Here is a 22,081-nt window from a genome sequence, read left to right on the forward strand (position 1 = left end):
ATGATTTACGTCATACTTAAATGAACCGCCGTATACCGATCGGTACGTACGGTGGTGTGAGAGGTCGGGGGTTAGTCACCCCCTCCTACTCGATTGTTTTGCATCAATAAAATAGGGTAGAGGTACTAAAGAACTATCTTCATATTATAATTTTAAATAAGGTAAAGGAGGAACATTTTTGGAAAACTTCATCAACAGTATTGAAACATTTTCAGCATGGCTCTGGGGTCCGCCATTAATCGCTGTATTAGCCTTATCAGGAATATATATGACGATTAAACTGGGATTCTTTCAATTCAGGTACCCGCTATACATATTTCAGCAAACATTAGGAAGCATTTTTAAGAAACCTAAAGGCGAAGGAACGGTTACACCTCTTCAAGCATTAACTTCTGCTTTATCCTCAACGATTGGAGCCGCCAATATTGTTGGTGTACCCGCAGCTATTATGTTTGGCGGTCCGGGAGCAATCTTCTGGATGTGGGTCATTGCTTTAATCGGAATGTCACTTAAATTCTCCGAAAGTGTATTAGCTGTTCATTACCGTGAAAAAAATGAAAAAGGCGAATTCGTCGGTGGGCCGATGTATTATATGACAAAAGGGTTGAATATGAAATGGCTGGGCGTTTGGTTTTCATTTGCCTTAATGATTGAATTGATTCCAAGTATCATGGTGCAGGGGAACTCTGTCGCATCAACCGTGACTCAAACGTTTAATATTGATGGGTTGTATACTGGCATTGTGATTGCTTTAATTACCTCTTTAGTTGTATTCGGGGGCATTAAAAGAATTGGACGTGTCACAGAAGTTTTTGTACCGATCATGGCTTTAATCTATGTCGGCGGAGCTGTCATTATTTTATTTATGAATCTGAATCAATTGCCTGCTGTATTGGAATTAATCTTTGCCCATGCGTTTCAGCCTATGTCAGCTGTTGGCGGATTTGCCGGAGCGGCTGTAGCAGAAACCATTCGCTGGGGATTTGCCAGGGGTTTATATTCCAATGAAGCAGGACTCGGAACAGCGCCGATCGCGCATGCCGCTGCGACGACCGATCATCCGGTACGTCAAGGTTTATGGTCAGTTATTGGAATCGTCATCGATACGTTAGTCGTATGTACAGCGACAGCATTTGTTGTCTTGTCTTCAGGTGTATGGAAGCAAGAGGGAGCGATGAAGGATCCGTCGGCTTTAACAACGATTGCGTTCGCAGAGAATTTCGGTCGGGCTGGAAGTTATTTAGTGACCATCTCGTTAATTTTCTTCGTTTTGTCTACCATCATTGTCGTGGTTTTCTATGGAGCGAAACAAGCGGAGTTCTTATTTAACTTAAAAGCGGCACAAGCGATTAAAGTCGTCTATTTAATAGCGATTGTGTTCGGTTCGGTAGGAGCGGCGAAAACGATCTGGTCATTCCTAGATCTGGCTCTTGCATTGATTTTATTGCCGAACATCATTGCGGTGTTGCTGCTCAGCAACAAAGTGAAAGAACTGAAGCAAGAATTCTTTACCTCTGAGAAATACTACTTAAAGGATATTAGAGAAAAGAAGAATGCAAGCTAAGTCGAACTGTCCTCATTGGAGGGCAGTTTTTTCTTATAAAGTTTAGTTAGGGTATTTAGGGGAAAGACTACTATTGAGACAAATTTTTAGATTGGGAAAGGAGAATGATCTATGGGTAAGAAGATTGCCGCTTTAGTGACAGATTTATTTGAGGATGTGGAATATACAGATCCTGTGAACGCATTTCAAGAAGCGGGTCACCAGATCACAGCGATTGAAAAAGAGGCTGGCAAGACAGTAAAAGGGAAAAAAGGACAGGCAACTGTTCAGATCGATAAAAGTATTGACGATGTCAACCCTTCTGACTTTGATGCGCTGTTATTGCCCGGCGGATTTTCACCTGACCAATTACGCGCTGATGAGCGCTTTGTCAATTTCACAAAAGCGTTTATGGATGAAAAGAAGCCAGTGTTTGCTATTTGCCACGGTCCGCAGCTGTTGATCACAGCTAAAACGTTAGAAGGAAGAACAGCAACTGGGTATACGTCGATTAAGGTCGATATGGAATATGCAGGTGCCAATTATAAAGATGAAGAAGTAGTGGTGTGCCAAAATCAGTTAGTCACAAGCCGTACGCCTGATGATCTGCCGGCGTTTAACCGCGAATCGTTAAAACTTTTGAAATAAACTAAAAGGAACTGTCCAGGCGGACAGTTCCTTTTAGTTTATTTTCTTAAATTGCCGAGTTCTTCAGCGATGGCTTGCATTTCACTTGGGCTGAAATTAGTCTTTCTTTCTACCATTTCATAGATCTCTTTCAAATCTTCATAAGAAGATTCACTAAAATGATTTGGTCTAATTGCCCCCACGTTAGCCATACGTAACTTCGTAGTAATCTTCTCAACCATATATTCAATATTTTCAGGTGATTTCACAGATAAATCCACAGATTGTTCATCCTCTCACTCAATTTGTTTCCATCATTCCATTTTTTTGAACGCTTGTCAATGTTGAAAAAGGGTCAGACCCCCGGCGCATTAACGTGTTACCGCGCCGGGGGTCTGACCCCAAAATCTGTTAAGCAACCATTTTCTTCGCTTTTTCTTCTTTAATCGCTTTTAGTACATTCTTTGTTTCGTGAATAACGACGCCTGATAGGCCGATTAAGCCAATTAAGTTAGGGAAGGCCATTAGACCATTCATGATGTCTGCGAATGTCCAAACGACTTCAAGGCTTGTTACTGCACCGACGAATACAGCTACTACAAATGCTGCCCGGTAGTACTTGACGACTGATTTGCTAAACAGATAGGAGAAGCATTTTTCTCCGTAGTAAGACCAGCCGATGATCGTAGAAGAAGCAAAGAACAATAGGCCTAAAGCAACTACATAAGAACCGGCAGATCCAAGGAACATTTCAAAGGAAGCAGTTGTTAACTCACTGCCTTGGAGCCCAGTGTCATATTGTCCTGCCAAAATGATAGTCAATCCAGTAATGGAGCAGATAACGATTGTATCAATAAATACTTGTGTCATAGATACAAGCGCTTGACGAGCGGGCATATCCGTTTTTGCTGCCGCAGCAGCAATAGGAGCCGAGCCAAGACCTGCTTCATTAGAGAAGACGCCTCGTGCCACTCCATAGCGGATAACGGCACCGATCGCACCGCCAGCTACGGCTTCACCAGTAAAGGCATCTGAGAAAATAAGACCGAATGCCGCAGGAATTTCTCCAGCGTTCATAAATAAAATAATAAGTCCGGCAATTAGATAAAAGACAGCCATAATTGGCACGAAAAACGCAGTAACTTTCCCAATGCTTTTAATACCGCCTAATAAAACCAAAGCTGTGAAAATAGTTAACGCTACACCTGTCACCCAAGCTGGAATGCTAAAAGTCGATTCAACCACACCTGCCACTGAATTCGCTTGAACTAAGTTTCCAATTCCAAAAGCTGCAACAGCGCCAAACAAGGCGAAAAGAACACCAAGCCACTTCTGTTTTAGTCCGCGTTCTAAGTAGTACATCGGGCCTCCGGACATTTCGCCATCTTCATCTTGTACTCGGTATTTAACGGCCAGAACAGCTTCTGCATACTTAGTTGCCATCCCGAAAAATGCACTCATCCACATCCAGAACAGAGCGCCGGGACCTCCAAGCAAGATCGCTGTAGCCACACCAACGATATTTCCCGTTCCTACTGTAGCGGCGAGAGCCGTCATTAAAGCCTGAAAGTGCGAAATGTCACCTTCAGATTTATTATCCTGACTTTTGCTAAAAGCCAGTTTGAGACTATAAGGGAGAAGTCTCATTTGCAGGAACCCTAGTCTAAAAGTATAGTAAATTCCTGTTCCCACTAACAATACCAGAAGCGGGGGTCCCCAAATATACCCACTAATGGTGCCTAATAATTCTAAAAAATTTCCCTCCATAATTTCCCCTCCTTTTTTATTATTATAAAAGAATATTCTGAAAAAACTAGCGTTTATGTTAATTAAAATTAATATTTTGAAAAAAATTGTTGTATTTCACAAATAACCATTGCATATATGCATGAAAAGGAGAGAATAAATAGAAAGTTGGAAAGAAAAAGAGGGATTCCTTTTAAAACATAGAGGAACTGAGCAAAAAAGAAGGAATATATGAACATTATACTTGTATAAAGAGCACACCTAGAAGTTTATTCACATGTAAAAACAGGTAATAATTATTATCAGAATCAATTGAGAGTCTTGAAAGGATGAGTTCTGTGGGAAAAGCGAAATTTTTTATTGGAATGGCGGTTGGAGCTGTCGTGGGCGGCGGACTAACCTTGACTGATCGTCAAACGAGAGAAGAAATGAAAGAATGGGGCAAGTATTTAGCTGATCTTGCAAAAGACCCGGATCAATTGAAAAGTACAACTATGGAATTAGTTAACCGGGCGAAAAGCACGGCTGAACAAGTAAATGAAGACGTCAATTTTATCCGTGAAAAGGTCGATAGCTTAAAAGAGCTGACACCGGAAGTGAAAAGTTTAGTTAGCGAAACGAAAGGAACATTCTTGCCTGATCAAGGACAGGATACAAGTGTGACAAACGAATCAGCAACGAGATAAAGGGGGAAGTGGATTGAATTTGGATAAGACAGAGATGAGAGTGTTTTTTAAACATTTGATCAAGAGGATTAAAGCTTCGGATGTAACCGGGGTTGCAGCCCAAATGTCTTACTTTTTTCTTCTATCATTATTCCCGCTATTAATATTTATGGTGACATTGCTAGCCTTCTTGCCAGTGAGTACGGAGGATATGCTTGGATTAGTGCGTGATTATGCGCCTGGAGAATCCATGAGCATGGTCGAAGAAACGTTAAGTGAAGTTATGGACAATCAAAACGGCGGATTGCTTTCTGTGGGGATCTTAGCGACGCTTTGGTCGGCTTCTAATGGAATGAATGCTGTTATTAAAGGATTGAATTACGCTTATAACGTAGAAGAAAGCAGACCTTTTTATAAAGCTCGCGGTTTATCAGTGATCTTAACAGTCGGTTTGATTGTAGTGGTCGGTGCAGCATTAATTTTGCAGGTTTTTGGAAAGCAAGTCGGCATTGTGGCAACTGAATCAATTGGTTTATCTGATGGATTTTTAACCATCTGGAATTGGGTCAGATGGCTGATCTTCCCGCTTTTGTTATTCGGAGTGTTTGTAGGACTCTATTACCTTGCTCCAAACTTAGACGTGAAATGTGTCACAGTGTTTCCAGGCGCTGTTTTCGCAGCAGCAGGATGGATCATTACATCTGTAGGGTTCTCGTTTTACGTCAACAATTTCGGCAATTATTCAGCTACATACGGGAGCATTGGAGGAATCATTATCTTAATGATTTGGATGTATTTGTCTGCCATCATTATTTTAGTCGGCGGAGAAATCAATGCGCTTCGGAATGAACAAAAAGGAATTACTGAATAAAAGGGAAAAGAGCAGCGACTAAATTTTTAGCCGCTGCTCTTTTAACGTTAAGACTTCAATAATCGAAGCCCGTTCAAAATGACGAGGATTGTGCTTCCTTCATGGCCAATCACACCATAAGGCAAGTCAAGAACCTGCAAGAAGTTAGAGATAATTAAAAGCATGATCACACTGATGGAAAAGATGACGTTTTGTTTAACGATGCGTTTCATTTTTTTAGATAACTCGATAGCATCGGCGATCTTTGGAAGATCATTTTTCATAAGTACAATATCGGCTGTTTCAAGCGCCACATCACTTCCTTCACCCATAGCGATCCCCACATTCGCGGTCGCAAGGGCCGGTGCATCGTTAATTCCATCTCCCACCATGGCGACTGTTCCGTACTTTTCAATTAACTCTTTTAAATGAGATACTTTATGTTCAGGTAAACATTCGGCTACATAACTATTTAAATGAGCTTCATCGGCAATGGCTTTAGCTGTTTTGTCACTGTCACCTGTCAGCATTATTGTATGAATGCCTAATTGTTGAAGAGTATCAAGTGCCGCTTTCGTTTCTTCTCTAATGATATCTTTTAGAGCAATGACGGCAGCAATACCTTGATCATCTGCTATAAAGATTGTCGTTTTACCTGATTCTGCAAGCAGCTTTGCTTTTCCAGAATTAAAAGAGAAGGCAGCATCTTTACCGACGAAATCTGCTTTTCCTATCTTCCATTCCTTCCCATCAACTATCCCCTTTACGCCCCAGCCCGCTACATCTTCTAAATGTTCAGGTGAAGTATAAGGGATCTGCTGGGATTCAGCATATTTCACAACGGCTTGTGCCAGCGGATGATTAGATTGGCTTTCAATGGATGCTGCGATCCGGATTAATTCATTTTCAGTAAGGTCAGAACGAGTAATCACATCTGTTACTTCAGGCTTTCCTTTCGTCAATGTACCGGTTTTATCGAAAGCAATCGCTTTTACGTGTCCAAGGTTTTCTAAATGAATGCCGCCTTTAAATAGAATTCCATGACGAGCTCCGTTGGAAATGCCTGATAAAGTAGCGGGCATAATTGAAGCGACAAGAGCACAAGGAGAAGCAACGACTAGGAGTACCATCGCCCGATAAAAGGTCTCAGTCCAGCTCCATCCTAAAGCGAAATGAGGAATAAATAACATAAGCCCGACGACAGCAAGAACAATCTTTACATACAATCCTTCAAACCTCTCTATAAACAATTGAGAAGGGGATTTTTCACTTTGAGCAGACTGAACTAGCTGAATAATCTTTTGGAACAGTGTCTCATCGGAGGGTTTCGTTACCTTCACATATAGAGCGCCTGTAATATTTACTGTTCCCGCAAACACTTCACCATTCAGTTCTTTAGAAACTGGAACAGACTCTCCTGTAATCGCTGCTTCGTCTATGGTTGAACGGCCTTTCATAATTATTCCATCTGCAGGGATTCTTTCACCAGGCTTAACAAGAATCTCATCTCCAACGGAAAGCTCTGAAACATGAATGATTTCTTCAAATCCATTCGATACGCGAAGTGCCTCTTCAGGCTGAATATCCATAAGTGAGGAAATTTCTTTCTGGCTTTTATTCATCGTGTACGTTTCAAGCGCGCCACTGACTGCAAAGATGAAAATTAAAATAGCACCTTCCGTCCAATAACCAATGATCGCGGAGCCCACTGCCGCTAGAATCATCAGCATCTCAACGTTTAACTCTTTTTCTTTAATGGTTTCTTCTATTCCTTCTTTTGCTTTAGCGAATCCGCCAATAACAAAGGCTAATAAATAACTGACGACTGAAGCCGTTTCTAGCCCGTTTTTGTCTAAGAGCCAGCCAGCTAAGATCAGCACACCGCTTAATAAGGCAGCGATCAATTCGATATGAGGCAGGATGCTTTGGCCAATCAATCTCTCCGGTTTGCTTTCAGGCATTGTTTTTACTTCTGCATTCATAAAACATTCCTCCTTAATTGATAGTCATTAATTTTAATTGAGAATAATAATCAGCTTCATAGTTCTCATAAAAATGATGAAGCTGCCACCAATGTTGGTGACAGCAGAATTTAAATGAGAATTTATATCAGTTATTAGATTAAAATAATTACAATGTAAAGATATAATAACATACAGATAGTGAAAAGGGAAGGTTCAATTATAAATTGAAAAAATAGAAAGTTTATGGCTGTTCGTATATTATATTAATAAAATGCGAAGGAGTGTAAAAAATGAAATTTTCAATGAAAGATGGAGGATTTACAACAGACTTACCTTATGGAACATTAGATGTGTCAGGAGACGAGGAATATGGATTTCGACCGTACCAGCTGTTAGTTTCTTCAATTGCTGTATGCAGCGGCGGGGTGCTTAGAAAAATTCTCGCGAAGAAAAGACTAAAGGTAGATGATATTACGATCGATACGGAAGTGGAGCGAGATCCTGAGCGTGCGGACCGTGTCACGAAAGTCTCCATGCACTTTAAGATTCAAGGAGAAGGGCTGACCGAGGAAAAAATACATAAAGCGATGGAGCTGACAAGAAAAAATTGTTCAATGGTTCAATCAGTTATTCCGGCTATTGAAGTCGTTGAAACATTTGAATTAGTGACACCATAGTAAAAAAAAAATGGCGAATGCCCATCTGACCGATTCCCCTTTGAAAAGGATGGCAATATACTAATTTGAAGTTAAAAATTATAATATTTGGGTATCCTTACAAGTAGCTGTAAAAAAGATACGGCTTTTATAAAAGGAGAGGTCAGTTTATGGGTAAGATATTCGCTATTTTAGTGTTTGTGGGTGTTCCTTTGTCAGTTGCAGGCTCACTCATGCATTGGCCTAGCTTGGTTATGTTTGCAGTGTATTGTGTGACAATTATTGCTTTATCCAGTTATATGGGGAGAGCGACTGAAAGCTTAGCCATTGTGACAGGCCCAAGGATCGGCGGATTATTAAATGCGACGTTTGGTAATGCAGTTGAACTTATTATTTCTATATTTGCTTTAAAAGCCGGCTTAGTAGCAGTGGTATTAGCTTCTTTAACAGGTTCGGTTCTTGGAAACCTTTTGCTTGTAGCAGGTCTATCATTTTTTATGGGAGGCATTAAGTTCAAGCGCCAAACCTTCAATGTGTACGATGCCCGCCACAATTCGGCTTTATTGATGTTTGCTGTCATCGTGGCATTTGTTGTTCCCGAGATCTTTTCGATGACGATGAATGAATCGAAGACGCTTTCTCTAAGTATAGGTATTTCCATCGTGCTGATCGGTCTTTACTTGGCAGCGCTATTCTTTAGACTCGTCACTCATCGCGGAGTTTACACTCATCAGGAGGAAGGTCGGGAAGAATTTCATGAAGAGCCGGAGTGGGATAAGAAGAAGTCTATTATTATTCTGCTTCTAGCGACACTAGCAGTAGCCTATGTATCAGAAGGGCTCGTTCATACATTTGAAGCTGTAGGTGAAAAATTCGGATGGTCAGAGTTATTTATCGGGGTCATCATTGTGGCAATTGTCGGGAATGCGGCTGAACATGCATCAGCGATCTTAATGGCCATGAAAAATAAAATGGATGTGGCCGTCGAGATTGCGGTAGGATCAACTTTGCAAATTGCCATGTTTGTTGCACCGCTTTTAGTTTTGCTTTCATTATTTTTTGAGAAACCCATGCCGCTTGTTTTTACCGTTCCAGAACTGATCTCTATGGTAACTGCTGTATTTCTGGCGGTGAGTATTTCCAATGACGGTGAAACGAACTGGTTTGAAGGCTTAACGCTTTTGGCTGCCTATTTTATCATGGGGCTTGGTTTCTACTTACTATAGACGTAAGGTCTGCACAGAAATTCTCTGTGCAGATTTTTTTTTGGAGAGTGGATAAGAAGAGAAGCCGGGAGCAAACTAGAGAAAATGAAGAAGCTGATAGGAGGAGCAATATGAACAACATACGCTTGCTTTTATTCGCCATTTTCTTCTTGCTCTCATCAAGTATCTACAGTTGGAATGCCTATGCTGAAAAAAGCAAACAACACACCACTCCGATGCAGATGCCAAATTCGGTAAGGGAAATAGCGAAAGAGAATACATTTTTGAATACCGATCAAGAACTGCCGTCGCTAGAACCTAGTGAGTTAACGAAAGAATTGATGATGACTTCCAAATCTAAAATTGAAAACCTTAATCTGATTCGCATGCTGAATGAAACATCCGTTAATAAATCACCGTTTGCTGTTGGGATGCGGGCAAGCATTTTCCTTGGGGAATGGCCGCTCGCTTATCACTCCGAAGAAACCATTCCTAATTGGGAATATCAAAAGATCAATACGAATTTTTATGACAATCGAGCCGGAACCGCCCCCTACCAAATTCATTATGTCCAAGAAGCACAAAAAACAATAAAAGGCGGCTTGTCCACAAAGGTTTCTGATCATGAAGAAGTGCAGAATATGATACTGAAAAAAGCGATGGATAAAACAGGGTGGCCATTATCTTTTTCCACCGTCGTAGGCGCGAACACAAAACAAAACCAGGTCTATAATATCGCACCACAAACAGCTGGCTATCTGTATGCTTATGCGCCGGCTGTTCATGAAAAAGGAAGAATGACATATGGGGAAGTCTACCTCGTATTGAATGGCTGGCAGCGGTCGATCGTGATTAAAAATATTACCTCACACAAAATCAGCGCCTGGATTCCGTTGAAGAACCATTTGGCTTTTGGTTTTAAATCGGAGCGGCGTCCATAATCTGATGAAATGGGGGAGCGGGGGAAGCGCTGATAGGAGTGAGAGAGGCGCCGTTAGAAGTTCGCAACTCGCCGTTAGAAATCCAAAAGCCGCCGATAGAAGCGTAAAAGTCATTGGAAATTGGCATCACAGGTTAGCTCATTTAATGCTTTTCCCAATTTTGCTATTTCAAAGGCGGTTTCAAATTGAATTAGCACTGTTTTTTCCCGCATGTTTAAGAGATAATGGGGTAAACATGCTTATGAGATTTTTAGCCGGAAAAAGGAGTGCATTATAATGGGAAAGCCTGTACACGATAAAAATTCGCAAATTACTTATTTAAAGGAACGATTAAATATATTTATGGAAGTTCTTGATTCCATGGATCCTGAAATGACGGAAGTGGAAGATGTGGATCGTCTGTTGGAAATGATTGACGATATTGAAATGAAATGCGACCAGTTCAGCAAAAGAAGCGAAGATAATTAAAAAAATGAAGCTCGGAATTCCGGGCTTCATTTTTTTATGACATTTCCACGCTGATCTACTTTCATATTATAGGATATGCTGGAGAGCTTTTTATAGATTTTTTGGTTATAGCTGTTGTCCATCAGCCTTGGCTGACCGTCGAAGATCTGCGCTGGAACAACGCTTGTCGAGATGCCTTTCTTTTGGTCAATCGTCATTTTCACCATCATCGTTTCTCTTCCGCGCGGATCCCCGGACTTCGTGAAAATAAAGTTGCCCAAGCTGTAGTAAATAGGAGCGCCTTTATAGTATTCAATCCCTTGAAGGCAATGGCTGTGTGATCCGATGACACCATCCACACCCGCATCTATAAACATTTTCGCCATCTGGCGTGCGTATGGTTCAGGATAATCTTGCCGCTCGCGATTCCAATGAATCATGACTATCGTGTAATCGGAATTTTTAACCGCTTTTTTCACATGAGTCATCATTGGCTCGTTATGATAGGCATTGGCGATTCCAGGTTTGCTGCCTGTGGCAAACCATGAAACTTCAGGAAGAACGCGGCTGATTCCGATAATCGCTACTTTCTTTCCTTTTACATCAATATATCGGGCAGAAAACGCGTCTTTTTCATTTTTGCCGGCGCCTGTATGGCCAATTTTATAGTCATCTAAGTGTTTCATCGTATCGTATAGAGCATCTACACCGTAATCAAGTGTGTGGTTATTAGCTAATGATACCACATCAATTCCAGCATTTTTTACACCGCGAAGGGTCTCAGGGCGTGAACGGAAAGTAAATTGTTTATTGGCTGGCTTTCCGCGAGTCGAAACAGATGTTTCTAGATTTAATGCGGCAATGTCTGTTGACTGAAATACTTTTGCAGTCCCTTTAAACGGATAATCCACCCCGTGTTTTTTGATGCTTTCACCGACACTGCGATCAAGTAAAACGTCACCGGCAAAAGAGAGCGTAATAGGCTGGTGACTTACAGCAGCAGGTTCAGCTTTTGGCTCAGGCGGAATTTTTTCGTTAGGCGGGGTTGCTTGAGTCCTTTCATTATTCACTTGAGGTTGAGTCTTTTCAGCGGCTAACGCTTCTTTAGGCGGAGAATCTTCTTTTAAACCAATATAAACAAACAGCAGCGACAGAAATAAGGTGAGAGAAACAGAGATCATTCCCATTAGAATGAACTGCTTTTTCTTTCGATTTTTACGTTTATATGTTCGCGTCAATTTCCATACCCTTTCTCTCTATACAAATTTAAACTTATTTTAACAAGGATTCAGGAAAAAGTATGCAGGAATTATGTCAGTTAAATGATACTTTCGTTCGACAAATATTTTAGGGTCTGAGTGAATACTCCTGTTGGAATCGGTTGCAAATTATACTTTAAAACGCAAAATTGTAGGAGTATAATAAGAAAAGAAATATTTTGAAAAATTTATATACATATAATTGAGATGAGGGAAGGGGAACTCAAATGAACCTTGAAAAATTTCAGGAAAGTATGTACCAGCTAGTGGTTGAAACTTCCACTAATTTACCAAAGGACGTTCGCCGTGCCGTTAAAGCAGCGGCTGAGCGTGAAAATGCCGGAACAAGTGCTGCAATGAGTTTAGATACGATTACAACGAATATTAAAATGGCGGATGATAATATTTCTCCAATCTGCCAAGATACAGGGATGCCGACTTTTAAAATTAAAACTCCTGTTGGCGTGAATCAAATGGTGATTAAAGAAGCGATCTATAATGCCATTGTTAAAGCGACAGAGAACGGGAAATTGCGTCCGAATTCAGTTGATTCTTTAACTGGAGACAACAGCGGAAACAACTTAGGAGCAGGCACGCCAGTCATTAAATTTGAACAATGGGATAAAGATTATATCGATGCCCGCCTGATTTTAAAAGGCGGCGGCTGTGAGAATAAAAACATTCAATACAGTCTGCCATGTGAATTAGAAGGCCTTGGAAAAGCTGGACGTGATTTAGATGGAATCCGTAAATGCATTATGCATTCCGTTTATCAAGCACAAGGACAAGGATGCAGCGCCGGATTTATTGGTGTAGGTATCGGGGGAGACCGCTCTTCTGGATACGATTTAGCGAAAGAGCAGCTATTCCGCCGCGTGGATGACGTGAATCCTCATGAAGATCTGCGCAAATTGGAAGAGTACGTAATGGAGCATGCCAATGAACTTGGAATCGGAACAATGGGCTTTGGCGGTGAAACGACCTTGCTCGGATGTAAGGTTGGTGTCATTAACCGTCTTCCGGCGAGTTTCTTCGTATCAGTTGCCTACAATTGCTGGGCATTCCGCCGCTTAGGTGTTCAAATTGATGCGCAAACGGGTGAAATTAATGAATGGTTCTACCAAGATGGCGATAAGATCGATTTTGATCAAGCGCAGCAGCAAGAGCAAGAAGTGAAATCAGAAAGCCGCACAGTGACGTTAACTGCTCCGATTACGGAAGAACAAATCCGTGAATTAAAAGTGGGCGACGTGGTGCAGATTACCGGAAGAATGTACACAGGACGCGACGCGATTCATAAATATTTAATGGATAATGATGCACCTGTGGACTTAAACGGCCAAGTTATTTATCACTGTGGACCGGTTATGATGAAAGATGAGGATGGCCAGTGGCATGTGAAAGCGGCAGGACCAACTACTTCCATTCGTGAGGAGCCTTATCAAGGGGATATCATGAAGAAGTTTGGCATCCGCGCTGTAATTGGAAAAGGCGGCATGGGACCTAAAACATTAGCGGCACTTCAAGAGCATGGCGGCATTTACTTAAATGCGATCGGCGGCGCGGCACAGTACTATGCGGACTGCATCAAATCCGTGGATGGCGTTGATCTAATGAACTTCGGTATTCCAGAAGCTATGTGGCATTTAGATGTGGAAAACTTTACAGCTGTTGTAACGATGGATTCTCATGGAAACAGCTTGCATGAACATGTGGATAAATCCTCTTTAGAAAAGCTTGCGCAATTTAAAGAGCCTGTATTCAGCTAATTAAATAAGATAGAGCGGGCAGCCAGCAAATTTTTGCTGGCTGTTTTTTTGTGGATTGGAAATGATAAAAATAAAAAGATAAAAATCTGGCTGAAACAGTAAAAATTGTAGATTATTAAGGATAAAGGTAAGCCTGAATATTGAATGGCTGCTGTCTAACGGCGGCTTTCGAAGTTCTATCAGCGGCTTTGGCCGTTCTATCGGCGATACAGCAAATTCAGCTTGTCCTTAAAAGAAACGGATATTTTTTTCACGCTGACAGACACTAAAGAAAAGAGTAAAGGAAGATGACGATGAAATGGATATTGAGCTTCGCCATTCTTGCCGTTATGACGTTCCAATCGGCATTCCCTGCTTTTTCCGCCTCTAATCAGCCCATTAACTGGGGATTCCAAAAAGGAAAAGATGGACAGCAAGCACAGGCAGGCAAACAGCTAGACGACCTTTTAGCTAAATATGGTGCTTTTTATAAAGACAGCGATAAGGAAAAAGTGATTTATTTAACCTTTGATAATGGATATGAAAATGGTTTTACAGAAAACATTTTAAATACCCTTAAAAAAGAAAAAGTGCCTGCTGCATTTTTTGTTACGGGCCATTATTTGCAAAGCGCGCCCGACCTTGTAAAACGCATGAAAAAAGAAGGTCATATTATCGGCAACCATTCGTGGCACCATCCGGACTTAACGCAAGTATCAGACGAAAAATTTAGAAGTGAGCTTCAGCTCGTGAAGGATGAAACGAAGCGGCTTACGAAGCAAAAGAAAATGGATTATTTGCGCCCGCCAAGAGGAGTATTAAGTGAACGAACGCTGCAATTAGCTAAAGAAGAAGGTTACACGCACGTCATGTGGTCACTCGCTTTTGTCGATTGGAACACGGATGATCAAAAAGGCTGGAAATATTCTTACGATCATATCATGAACCAAATTCACCCTGGAGCGATCTTGCTTTTGCATACTGTATCAAAAGACAATGCAGAGGCGCTGCCCAAAGTGATTAAAGATTTGAAAAAGCAGGGGTACCGATTTGAAAGCCTGGATCATTATGTGAAAGCAAATAAAAGTAAGTAGCGGATCAAAGGACTGTGCTAAGCAGTCCTGTTTTTCGTGATTATTTGTTATACTCTTTATAGTTAAGAAAAGGGGGACAGCTATGTGGAATGAAACGGTCAAAGTGAATAGTCCCTATGATTTTGAAAAAGTGCTGGATCGTATGTCGCTCGATCCTTTAAATAATATTGATTTGGCAGAAAAAATGATTACAGTGCCGATTTATCAAACGAAAGAAATAGCAGTTATTTGTTCAATTGGTACAATGGAGCAGCCAGCTTTCTATATAACTGGTCAGGATCCGGCGACAAAATCTGTCGTTTTAAATGAACTGAAGAGGATCTTTCAATGGGAAACTTCTTTAAAAGAGGTAAATGCCCATTTTTCTGATACTGTTTTAAAGGATATTTTTGAAGAGCATAGCGGAACGCCTATTGTTTTGGAATTTGACCCTTATGCCTGTCTTATTAAATCAATTATTCATCAGCAGCTGAATCTCGCATTTTCTTTTAAATTGACCGAACGATACGTCAAGGCATTTGGGGAAGAAATAGACGGTATTTGGTTTTATCCTTCTCCGGAACGGGCAGCTTTAATTACTGTTGAGGAGTTAAGAGACATGCAGTTCAGCCAAAAGAAAGCGGAATATATTATCGGCTTGTCTCATTTGATTACAGACAAAACGATTTCATTAGAAAAATTACAGCAGGCTTCACGAGAAGAAGTCGTTCAAACATTAATTAAAGTTAGAGGAATCGGTCAATGGACCATTGAAAATTTCCTGTTGTTTGGATTAGGGAGACATAATGAATTTCCTGTTCAAGATATTGGTTTGCAGCGGGCCATCCAAAAGCTAATGAAAATGGAGCGCAAGCCAACCCCGGCAGAATTACTTTTAATGAGCAAGGACTGGTCCCCTTATTTGAGTTATGCCTCTCTGTATTTGTGGAGAAGCATTGAGAAAGGGAAGTGACGAATGAAACCAACTAATCAATCTAATCAATTAAAAATAAAATTAAAACAAAGTTTTCCGCTAACCATTAAAAGGCTTGGAATTAACGGAGAAGGCGTCGGTTATTTTAAACGCCAAGTCGTATTTGTACCTGGTGCCTTGCCAGGAGAAGAAGTGGTGGTAGAGACGACAAAGGTTCATCCGAAATTCGCCGAAGCGAGGGTGAAAAAAATACGTAAGCCTTCTCCGCATCGCACTACACCGCCTTGCCCCGTTTATGAGCAGTGCGGCGGCTGCCAGCTTCAGCATTTGGACTATCAGCAGCAGCTGAAAGAAAAACGCGATATCTTGATTCAATCATTCGAGCGCCATACGAAGCTTGCCATTGATTCGTTAAATATTCGTGAAACGATCGGCATGGAAAACCCATGGAATTACCGGAATAAAAGCCAATTCCAAGTCGGAGAGCAAGATGGCAAGGTCATCGCCGGATTATATAGCTTAAATTCGCATCGGTTAATTGATATACCAGAATGCATCGTCCAGCAGCCGGCGATTAACAAAGTGCTGGTAACGGTGAAGCAGATTCTACAAGATCTAAAAATATCTATCTATAATGAGAAAAAGAATAAGGGAAGCATTAAAACGATTGTCACGAGGGTAGGGATTTCGACTGGACAGATTCAAGTCGTTCTTGTAACGGCAACGAATGAACTTCCTAAGAAGGATTTAATTATTGAGGAAATCAAAAAGCGGCTTCCAGAAGTGAAATCAATTATCCACAACATCAATCCGGTGAAAACCTCGTTAATTTTCGGAGACCGGACACTTCCGTTAGCTGGCCCGGAAACGATTGAAGAACAGTTAGAAGAGTACACATATAAACTATCTGCTCGGGCATTCTTCCAGCTTAACCCGGTTCAGACGACGAAGCTTTATAATGAAGTGAAAAAAGCGGCGCAATTAACCGGCAAAGAAAAAGTAGTAGATGCCTACTGTGGTTCTGGAACCATCGGGCTCTGGGTAGGGAAAGATGCTGCAGAGATCCGCGGGATGGATATCATAGCTGAGTCCATCAAAGATGCGAGAAAAAACGCCGAAGCGCATGGAGTTCAGGCGATTTATGAAGTCGGAACAGCAGAAGAATGGCTGCCGAAGTGGCAACACGAAGGCTGGAAACCAGACGTTGTTATCGTTGATCCGCCGCGCACTGGCTGTGATCAAAAACTGATCGACACACTGAAAAAAGTGAAACCAAAACGTTTTGTCTATGTGTCTTGCAATCCATCCACATTGGCAAAAGATATCAACCAATTGTCCACTTTGTACAAAGTCGAATACATTCAGCCCGTGGATATGTTTCCGCAGACAGCGCATGTGGAAAGCTGCGCGTTGTTGGTGTTGAAATAGAGTGGGGTCAGACCCCCACTCTGCTAAAGTATACAGCGGTGAAGGGTGAAAGCGGCTGCCTAAATGGCAATACGAAGATTAGTTCAGTGTGTGGATATGCTCTTCCAGACTTGTGGAAAGCTGCACTGGTAGTGTTGAAAGATTATTAGGGAAGAGTGCCAATGGCATTCTTCCTATTTGAATTGTGCATGATAGAAGGTTTTAATCGGTTGGTCGTGACACTTTTTTAGTAAAGGGTTCAAACTATTATGATTGCCTTTAAACAATTTTTTGGAAAAATAAAAGTTGTAAAAAAAAGAAGCATAAGAGGTTGGAACAAAACCGTCTTAAAATCAAAAAGCAGTAAAATTAACGTTTCTAATCGGAATATTTATTCTTTTATTCCAATCACGCGTATCCTTTTATAATCTGCTGTCCAACTATTATTCTGTTGGTTGAATGAAGTTCCTTTTAAATTAAGTTCTGCATTTGCAATTATATGATTTTTTGTAATCTCAGATAGGTCGTCTAGAAGGCTGCTGCCAAACATCTCTATCCAGTTTCTTAATCCGTTATATCCAGTTAAAGGCGTTGGCCTGTCAAAGTGTTGAGCAAAGGTGACTCTAAAACCTGCTTCTTCCATTAAAGAAGTATATTCTCCGATGCTTGGGTAATACCAAGGAAAGTTCTCTATATCAAACTCATAACCTGCTTCTTTCCTTTGGTTAAGTATTTCACTTGTTATTTTTTGAACGTTTCCTTTACCGCCAAATTCCGCAACGAATCTTCCTCCATGTTTTAATCCATTATAAATGTTTTGAAGAGCCAGATTCGGAGGCTTTATCCAGTGGAGAGTAGCGTTAGAGAAAACAGCATCAAATTCACAATTATATTCTAACTTTATTGCATCTTTAGCCTCGAAATATATACTTGGATACTTGCTTTTGGCACTACTTATCATATTTTCTGATTTATCTACACCGATAACGTTTACTCCTAAGTCAAATAATTTCTTTGCCAAATCACCTGTCCCACAACCAAGATCAATAATCTTTTCCCCTTTTTGTGGTGCTAATATATCAATCAAGTCACTGCCAAACATAGAAACAAAGGAATGTTTTCCGTCATATAGATTTGCATTCCAATTGTCCTTTGTTATATCATTGTGTGTCATTCTTATCCCTCCCAAAAACTAATTTTCATAACTCAATATTGTTAGTCCTAATTTTATCTGATAAGTTAAATAATGGGTATTAACAAAAAATGAGATAATCAATAACTAAATGTTATTACGGAGGGTGTATATGGATGTAAGATGTTTAAGAACGTTCCTTACTGCTGCTAAGTATGAAAATTTCCGAAAAGCATCTGATGAGATGTTTTTGACTCAACCAGCTATTACAAAACAAATAAGAAGGTTGGAGGAACATCTCGGTATTAAGTTGTTTAATAGAAAAGGAAAAACAGTTACTCTTACACCAGCAGGCTTGAAATTTCTTCCTCACGCAAAAGAAATAGTTACCAAGTATGATGAGGGGTTGAAAGATTTCGAATCATGGAAGCAAGGTTATAATCAAAAATTGGTTATTGCAACTGCTCCGCAAATTGCTTCTTCGTTTCTTCCTTCATTGTTGAGAACATTTATTGATAAACATCCAGGAATCGAACTGATAATAAACGTGGTAAAATCTTATGAAATTGGTCAGGAAATTAGCTTGTCGAAAGCAGATTTAGGACTCACGAGAATTCTTCCCATCCAATCAAATATAAAAAGTGAAATCTTGCATGAAGAAAACGTCATACTAGTTGCACCTAATGAATGTAAGGGTGATGAAAAAGCGATTTTACAAAAGTACAGGCTAATAACCAATAATCATCCAGACTATTGGAACAATCTATTGATTGATGTAAAGAGATATTATCCAAATATACAGACGATGACGGTTGATCAAGTAGAGGTAACAAAACGTTTCATTGAAGAAGGACTCGGCGTTTCTTATTTGCCTTATACTATGGTCAAAGATGAAATAAGTAAGAATAGGTTGATAGAAATAAAGCCAGATAAAATAATCCCACCGAAATCCTTTACCTATGTTTTAACAAAAGTGGAAACGGATGAAGTGGTACTGTTTCTGCAATTTTTGAAAGAAGCTATAACAAAGTTTTGACCAATAGTAGCAGTCTTTTATCAATTGTATTTCGGGGATTGACCCCACTATAAAAAATGAAACCCAAACGTTTTGTTTATGTGTCTTACACATTAGCAAAAGATATCAACCAGTTGTCCACTTTGTACAAAGTGGAATACATTCAGCCTGTGGATATGTTTCCACAGACAGCGCATGTGGAAAGCTGCGCGCTGCTGGTGTTGAAATAATTAGTAGGGAAGAGTGCCGAGGGCATTCTTCCTTATTTTGATTGTGCATGATAGAAGGTTTCATATGCATGGAAGCAGTTGATGAAATTTATATGAAGATTGCGGCAGCGCAGGTTAATTGTTGCTCGTGAAGCAGTATGGGCAAGGCTAAGCTGAACAATAGATTCCTCTAACGTGAGTAATTCCTCGATCGCTGGAATTAAAAAAGACCTTTCTTCTTTCGAAAAATCTTCTGTTATTAACAATTGGAGTAAAGAGTGTCTCGATTCTTTTACCTCAGCAAATAAGAATTCCATTTGTTGCTCATCCATAATGACCGGTTTCTTACTTAATAGCCAATGTTGTTGGAACATTTCAAGAATGTTCATAAACTTTTCGGTCATCTCTGACTTCTTTAAATCTGCTTGGGAAGAACGCTTAAAATCTTTTATATCTTGAACATATTCTTTAATTACCAACGGGTCAGGCTCATATGTATAGCTTTTGTGGATACTTAGCATTGAATAAGGATAAATCCAGGAAAATATTAGAATAAACACAGCAATGATAGAAAATGAAAAGAAAATTGTCTTTCTATAAAATTTCATAAACATTCATACTCCTATTCTGTTTTTGGTTAATTATACCATTTTTAGAAAGAGCATATGAGAATCTTTTTTCTAGAATACAAATAATATTGAATAATCTGGATAAAACAATGATTGTTATTCATGGTAAAATATAACTAATAAGTTTAGTTTCAGTAATAGCTATACACACGATTAATTGGAGGTGTGACACATGAATACAGCGGATCTTATTTTTCAATTATTAATGCTGTTAGTATTAGGAACGTTCATTAGTTTACCCATCCTGTTCTTTAGGTTTTTGAAGAAGCGATCCAATCGTCTCGCAAGAATTGAAGAAAAAATTGATAAGCTGAGTAAGGATTGAAATGTAATTCGGTATGTTGGCCGAGTAATCTAATCATTTTAGAGGTGAATAGATGAAGGAAAATTCGGGGTCAGACCCCCACTCTGCTAAAGTGTACCGCGTTAAAGAGGTAAAGAAAAAGTGCTAGTGCTGCTCACCACATATCTGAGATAAATCTCCCCAGTCCTCTTGCCAGCCAATATATAATCCGAAAAGGGAGAATAAGCAATTCTGGAATCCAAAATAGCAGCTCAAAAAAGAAGTCAGCAATTGTATAGTCATCGCTGTTCTTTTTTGCCTTTCTGCTTTTTTTCTTTCTTTTCATCCATTCTCTCATTGAGATCCCTCATTTCCATATTAATTACCGTTTGTTTTTTAATATGATTAATTCTACGTTCAAGGTTTCACTTTAGTTTCGTTTTAGAATAATTAGTTCGATAGATTTTTAATTATTTTACTTATTTAAATCATTAGGCTTTTTGATGACACGGAAAATTTTGGACAAATATTAATAGATATAGAGGGTGGAGCAAAATGAACAATATTCGCTTAATGGAAGAAAAAGATATTCCTTTTATACAGCGGGTTGCCAAAGAAAGCTGGGCAGATAGTTATGAAGGAATGATTCCTTCTGATATTCAAGAAGCATTTTTGAAGGAAGCCTATTCAACTAGTTATTTAAAGATTAGAATGAAATCCTCCCTCATGATAATTTCAGAGAAAGAAGGAGTGCTCACAGGTTTTGCTAATTTTTCTGAAATAAATGGCGGCGCTTGTGAATTATTTGCCATCTATTTGCTCCCAGAAGCTCAAGGTCGCGGAATTGGAACAATCCTTTTGAAAGAAGGATTAGTTCGTTTAAGAGAAGTAAAGCAGCTGTTTGTGAATGTAGAAAAAGAAAATCTCAGAGCGAAAAGGTTTTATGATGCAAGAGGATTTAAAGTAATTAAAGAATTTGAGGAGGACTTTAAAGGGCATAAGCTTCAAACTATCCGAATGATGAAGGGATAGAATAGTTTCCTAAAAAAATTGATTATAAAAAACCATTAAAACCATTTTTATATTTTATTTCGATGCAATATATTAAAATATAAGATATATGAATCATTATTCATAGAACAATAGAAGGGGTGATGAGTGAAATGAAGAAGATCACAATGAAAGTAAACGCCAAATCAGAAGGAATGACGGTAAGAGCCTCAACTAAAAAGCATGAAATAGTTATTGATGAAGGGAAGCAAATGGGAGGGCAAGATTTGGGGATGAATCCGCTGCAGGCGGTGTTATCTTCACTTGCTGCCTGTGAAAATGTCACAGCGAGAGTGACAGCGAAGGAAATGGATTTTGACCTGCAGGATTTTTCAGTAGAGGTTCAAGGTACATTTGATCCGCGCGGCTTTATGGGCGTTCCAGATGTGTGCCCGTATTTTGAATCGGTCACAGTCGAAGTAACTGTCACAACGAATGAATCAGAAGATCGTTTGCAGGAACTGAAGGAAAATGTGGAATCACGCTGCCCGGTTTATACGATGATGAAAGCGGCTGGTGTACAAATGAACGACACGTGGAAAAAAGCGGACTAATAATTTAAACGATCGCTGCTCTAACTAGGGCAGCGATTTTTAATGTGACGTAAGTGAAAGTACGTTTTCACTAAAACTACATCAATTTTCCATCTTTTCCATACCTGCTGATTTATAATAAAAGGTAGTATAGGTATGGGGAAG

General features: G+C 39.9%; 23 protein-coding genes and 1 pseudogene. 17 read left to right on the forward strand and 7 right to left on the reverse strand.

Features of this window, described 5'->3' with window-relative positions; translation table 11 throughout:
• The first annotated feature begins 178 nt into the window (after nt 1-178).
• The gene (locus JOC78_RS15595; protein WP_204557710.1) at nt 179-1,564 is read left to right on the forward strand and encodes an alanine/glycine:cation symporter family protein; all 1,386 of its coding nucleotides are present in this window, start codon (nt 179-181) and stop codon (nt 1,562-1,564) included.
• 111 nt (nt 1,565-1,675) lie between these two features.
• On the forward strand, nt 1,676-2,191 hold the full coding sequence (locus JOC78_RS15600) for a type 1 glutamine amidotransferase domain-containing protein (protein WP_204557712.1): 516 nt from the start codon (nt 1,676-1,678) through the stop codon (nt 2,189-2,191).
• A 38-nt stretch (nt 2,192-2,229) separates the two neighbouring features.
• Here JOC78_RS15600 and JOC78_RS15605 read toward each other — a convergent pair whose 3' ends face one another.
• Both JOC78_RS15605 and JOC78_RS15610 read right to left on the reverse strand, forming a co-directional pair.
• Nucleotides 2,230-2,451, reverse strand: coding sequence for a DUF1128 family protein (locus JOC78_RS15605; protein ID WP_204557713.1), 222 nt, complete (start codon nt 2,449-2,451; stop codon nt 2,230-2,232).
• A 130-nt stretch (nt 2,452-2,581) separates the two neighbouring features.
• A complete protein-coding gene (locus tag JOC78_RS15610; RefSeq protein ID WP_204557716.1) occupies nt 2,582-3,937 on the reverse strand; it encodes an alanine/glycine:cation symporter family protein in 1,356 nt (451 codons plus the stop codon).
• A 317-nt stretch (nt 3,938-4,254) separates the two neighbouring features.
• Between JOC78_RS15610 and JOC78_RS15615 the strand changes: the two genes are divergently transcribed.
• Complete coding sequence (locus JOC78_RS15615; protein WP_204557717.1) at nt 4,255-4,602, forward strand: YtxH domain-containing protein; 348 nt, start codon at nt 4,255-4,257, stop codon at nt 4,600-4,602.
• Nucleotides 4,603-4,615: 13 nt separating this feature from the next.
• Complete coding sequence (locus tag JOC78_RS15620) at nt 4,616-5,452, forward strand: YihY/virulence factor BrkB family protein (RefSeq protein ID WP_239587226.1); 837 nt, start codon at nt 4,616-4,618, stop codon at nt 5,450-5,452.
• Nucleotides 5,453-5,499: 47 nt separating this feature from the next.
• On the opposite strand, the gene JOC78_RS15625 is transcribed toward JOC78_RS15620, so the two are convergent.
• Nucleotides 5,500-7,413, reverse strand: a complete 1,914-nt coding sequence (locus tag JOC78_RS15625; protein WP_204557719.1) for a heavy metal translocating P-type ATPase — start codon at nt 7,411-7,413, stop codon at nt 5,500-5,502.
• Between the two features lie 272 nt (nt 7,414-7,685).
• Between JOC78_RS15625 and JOC78_RS15630 the strand changes: the two genes are divergently transcribed.
• The 4 genes from JOC78_RS15630 to JOC78_RS15645 all read left to right on the forward strand — a co-directional run bounded on the left by JOC78_RS15630 (nt 7,686) and on the right by JOC78_RS15645 (nt 10,665).
• On the forward strand, nt 7,686-8,072 hold the full coding sequence (locus JOC78_RS15630) for an OsmC family protein (protein WP_204557720.1): 387 nt from the start codon (nt 7,686-7,688) through the stop codon (nt 8,070-8,072).
• Nucleotides 8,073-8,221: 149 nt separating this feature from the next.
• Entirely contained in the window at nt 8,222-9,277 is a 1,056-nt protein-coding gene (gene cax, locus JOC78_RS15635) for a calcium/proton exchanger (protein ID WP_204557723.1), read from the forward strand.
• A 110-nt stretch (nt 9,278-9,387) separates the two neighbouring features.
• Nucleotides 9,388-10,197, forward strand: coding sequence for a YfkD famly protein (locus tag JOC78_RS15640; RefSeq protein WP_204557724.1), 810 nt, complete (start codon nt 9,388-9,390; stop codon nt 10,195-10,197).
• Nucleotides 10,198-10,473: 276 nt separating this feature from the next.
• The gene (locus tag JOC78_RS15645; RefSeq protein WP_204557726.1) at nt 10,474-10,665 is read left to right on the forward strand and encodes an SE1561 family protein; all 192 of its coding nucleotides are present in this window, start codon (nt 10,474-10,476) and stop codon (nt 10,663-10,665) included.
• 26 nt (nt 10,666-10,691) lie between these two features.
• On the opposite strand, the gene JOC78_RS15650 is transcribed toward JOC78_RS15645, so the two are convergent.
• Entirely contained in the window at nt 10,692-11,882 is a 1,191-nt protein-coding gene (locus JOC78_RS15650) for a CapA family protein (RefSeq protein WP_204557728.1), read from the reverse strand.
• Between the two features lie 248 nt (nt 11,883-12,130).
• On the opposite strand from JOC78_RS15650, the gene JOC78_RS15655 reads away from it, so the two are divergent.
• The 4 genes from JOC78_RS15655 to rlmD all read left to right on the forward strand — a co-directional run bounded on the left by JOC78_RS15655 (nt 12,131) and on the right by rlmD (nt 17,086).
• The gene (locus JOC78_RS15655) at nt 12,131-13,672 is read left to right on the forward strand and encodes a fumarate hydratase (protein ID WP_204557731.1); all 1,542 of its coding nucleotides are present in this window, start codon (nt 12,131-12,133) and stop codon (nt 13,670-13,672) included.
• Between the two features lie 293 nt (nt 13,673-13,965).
• Nucleotides 13,966-14,745: a delta-lactam-biosynthetic de-N-acetylase gene (gene pdaA, locus JOC78_RS15660; protein WP_204557740.1), complete on the forward strand. Its 780-nt coding sequence runs from the start codon at nt 13,966-13,968 to the stop codon at nt 14,743-14,745.
• Nucleotides 14,746-14,827: 82 nt separating this feature from the next.
• The gene (locus JOC78_RS15665; RefSeq protein ID WP_204557744.1) at nt 14,828-15,697 is read left to right on the forward strand and encodes a DNA-3-methyladenine glycosylase family protein; all 870 of its coding nucleotides are present in this window, start codon (nt 14,828-14,830) and stop codon (nt 15,695-15,697) included.
• A 3-nt stretch (nt 15,698-15,700) separates the two neighbouring features.
• Nucleotides 15,701-17,086 (forward strand): 23S rRNA (uracil(1939)-C(5))-methyltransferase RlmD, encoded by a 1,386-nt coding sequence (rlmD, locus tag JOC78_RS15670; RefSeq protein WP_204557747.1) that lies wholly within the window; start codon nt 15,701-15,703, stop codon nt 17,084-17,086.
• Nucleotides 17,087-17,456: 370 nt separating this feature from the next.
• On the opposite strand, the gene JOC78_RS15675 is transcribed toward rlmD, so the two are convergent.
• Complete coding sequence (locus JOC78_RS15675; protein WP_204557751.1) at nt 17,457-18,239, reverse strand: class I SAM-dependent methyltransferase; 783 nt, start codon at nt 18,237-18,239, stop codon at nt 17,457-17,459.
• Between the two features lie 130 nt (nt 18,240-18,369).
• On the opposite strand from JOC78_RS15675, the gene JOC78_RS15680 reads away from it, so the two are divergent.
• Entirely contained in the window at nt 18,370-19,233 is an 864-nt protein-coding gene (locus JOC78_RS15680) for a LysR family transcriptional regulator (RefSeq protein ID WP_204557754.1), read from the forward strand.
• A gap of 53 nt (nt 19,234-19,286) precedes the next feature.
• Nucleotides 19,287-19,442, forward strand: a pseudogene (locus JOC78_RS17540) (23S rRNA (uracil(1939)-C(5))-methyltransferase RlmD); the annotation flags it as partial.
• Between the two features lie 32 nt (nt 19,443-19,474).
• Here JOC78_RS17540 and JOC78_RS15685 read toward each other — a convergent pair.
• Nucleotides 19,475-20,029 (reverse strand): hypothetical protein, encoded by a 555-nt coding sequence (locus JOC78_RS15685; RefSeq protein ID WP_204557757.1) that lies wholly within the window; start codon nt 20,027-20,029, stop codon nt 19,475-19,477.
• 193 nt (nt 20,030-20,222) lie between these two features.
• Here JOC78_RS15685 and JOC78_RS15690 point away from each other — a divergent pair, with 193 nt between their 5' ends.
• Nucleotides 20,223-20,375 carry a DUF4083 domain-containing protein gene (locus JOC78_RS15690; protein ID WP_204557759.1) on the forward strand — a complete coding sequence of 51 codons (153 nt, stop codon included), beginning with the start codon at nt 20,223-20,225 and terminating at the stop codon, nt 20,373-20,375.
• A gap of 133 nt (nt 20,376-20,508) precedes the next feature.
• Here JOC78_RS15690 and JOC78_RS15695 read toward each other — a convergent pair whose 3' ends face one another.
• Nucleotides 20,509-20,691, reverse strand: a complete 183-nt coding sequence (locus JOC78_RS15695) for a hypothetical protein (protein WP_204557763.1) — start codon at nt 20,689-20,691, stop codon at nt 20,509-20,511.
• A gap of 197 nt (nt 20,692-20,888) precedes the next feature.
• Here JOC78_RS15695 and JOC78_RS15700 point away from each other — a divergent pair, with 197 nt between their 5' ends.
• Both JOC78_RS15700 and JOC78_RS15705 read left to right on the forward strand, forming a co-directional pair.
• Nucleotides 20,889-21,365, forward strand: a complete 477-nt coding sequence (locus JOC78_RS15700; RefSeq protein WP_204557766.1) for a GNAT family N-acetyltransferase — start codon at nt 20,889-20,891, stop codon at nt 21,363-21,365.
• Between the two features lie 131 nt (nt 21,366-21,496).
• Nucleotides 21,497-21,937, forward strand: coding sequence for an OsmC family protein (locus JOC78_RS15705; RefSeq protein ID WP_204557769.1), 441 nt, complete (start codon nt 21,497-21,499; stop codon nt 21,935-21,937).
• The last annotated feature ends 144 nt before the right edge of the window (nt 21,938-22,081 follow it).

Source organism: Bacillus ectoiniformans, assembly GCF_016908875.1.
Classification (GTDB): domain Bacteria; phylum Bacillota; class Bacilli; order Bacillales; family Domibacillaceae; genus Bacillus_BX; species Bacillus_BX ectoiniformans.

Coding starts and splice junctions, on each gene's coding strand:
- JOC78_RS15600 (WP_204557712.1), top strand. CDS start 1,676: ATGGGTAAGAAGATTGCCGCTTTAGTGACAGATTTATTTGAGGATGTG.
- JOC78_RS15610 (WP_204557716.1), bottom strand. CDS start 3,937: ATGGAGGGAAATTTTTTAGAATTATTAGGCACCATTAGTGGGTATATT.
- JOC78_RS15625 (WP_204557719.1), bottom strand. CDS start 7,413: ATGAATGCAGAAGTAAAAACAATGCCTGAAAGCAAACCGGAGAGATTG.
- JOC78_RS15630 (WP_204557720.1), top strand. CDS start 7,686: ATGAAATTTTCAATGAAAGATGGAGGATTTACAACAGACTTACCTTAT.
- cax (WP_204557723.1), top strand. CDS start 8,222: ATGGGTAAGATATTCGCTATTTTAGTGTTTGTGGGTGTTCCTTTGTCA.
- JOC78_RS15640 (WP_204557724.1), top strand. CDS start 9,388: ATGAACAACATACGCTTGCTTTTATTCGCCATTTTCTTCTTGCTCTCA.
- JOC78_RS15645 (WP_204557726.1), top strand. CDS start 10,474: ATGGGAAAGCCTGTACACGATAAAAATTCGCAAATTACTTATTTAAAG.
- JOC78_RS15655 (WP_204557731.1), top strand. CDS start 12,131: ATGAACCTTGAAAAATTTCAGGAAAGTATGTACCAGCTAGTGGTTGAA.
- pdaA (WP_204557740.1), top strand. CDS start 13,966: ATGAAATGGATATTGAGCTTCGCCATTCTTGCCGTTATGACGTTCCAA.
- JOC78_RS15665 (WP_204557744.1), top strand. CDS start 14,828: ATGTGGAATGAAACGGTCAAAGTGAATAGTCCCTATGATTTTGAAAAA.
- rlmD (WP_204557747.1), top strand. CDS start 15,701: ATGAAACCAACTAATCAATCTAATCAATTAAAAATAAAATTAAAACAA.
- JOC78_RS15675 (WP_204557751.1), bottom strand. CDS start 18,239: ATGACACACAATGATATAACAAAGGACAATTGGAATGCAAATCTATAT.
- JOC78_RS15680 (WP_204557754.1), top strand. CDS start 18,370: ATGGATGTAAGATGTTTAAGAACGTTCCTTACTGCTGCTAAGTATGAA.
- JOC78_RS15685 (WP_204557757.1), bottom strand. CDS start 20,029: ATGAAATTTTATAGAAAGACAATTTTCTTTTCATTTTCTATCATTGCT.
- JOC78_RS15690 (WP_204557759.1), top strand. CDS start 20,223: ATGAATACAGCGGATCTTATTTTTCAATTATTAATGCTGTTAGTATTA.
- JOC78_RS15695 (WP_204557763.1), bottom strand. CDS start 20,691: ATGAGAGAATGGATGAAAAGAAAGAAAAAAAGCAGAAAGGCAAAAAAG.
- JOC78_RS15700 (WP_204557766.1), top strand. CDS start 20,889: ATGAACAATATTCGCTTAATGGAAGAAAAAGATATTCCTTTTATACAG.
- JOC78_RS15705 (WP_204557769.1), top strand. CDS start 21,497: ATGAAGAAGATCACAATGAAAGTAAACGCCAAATCAGAAGGAATGACG.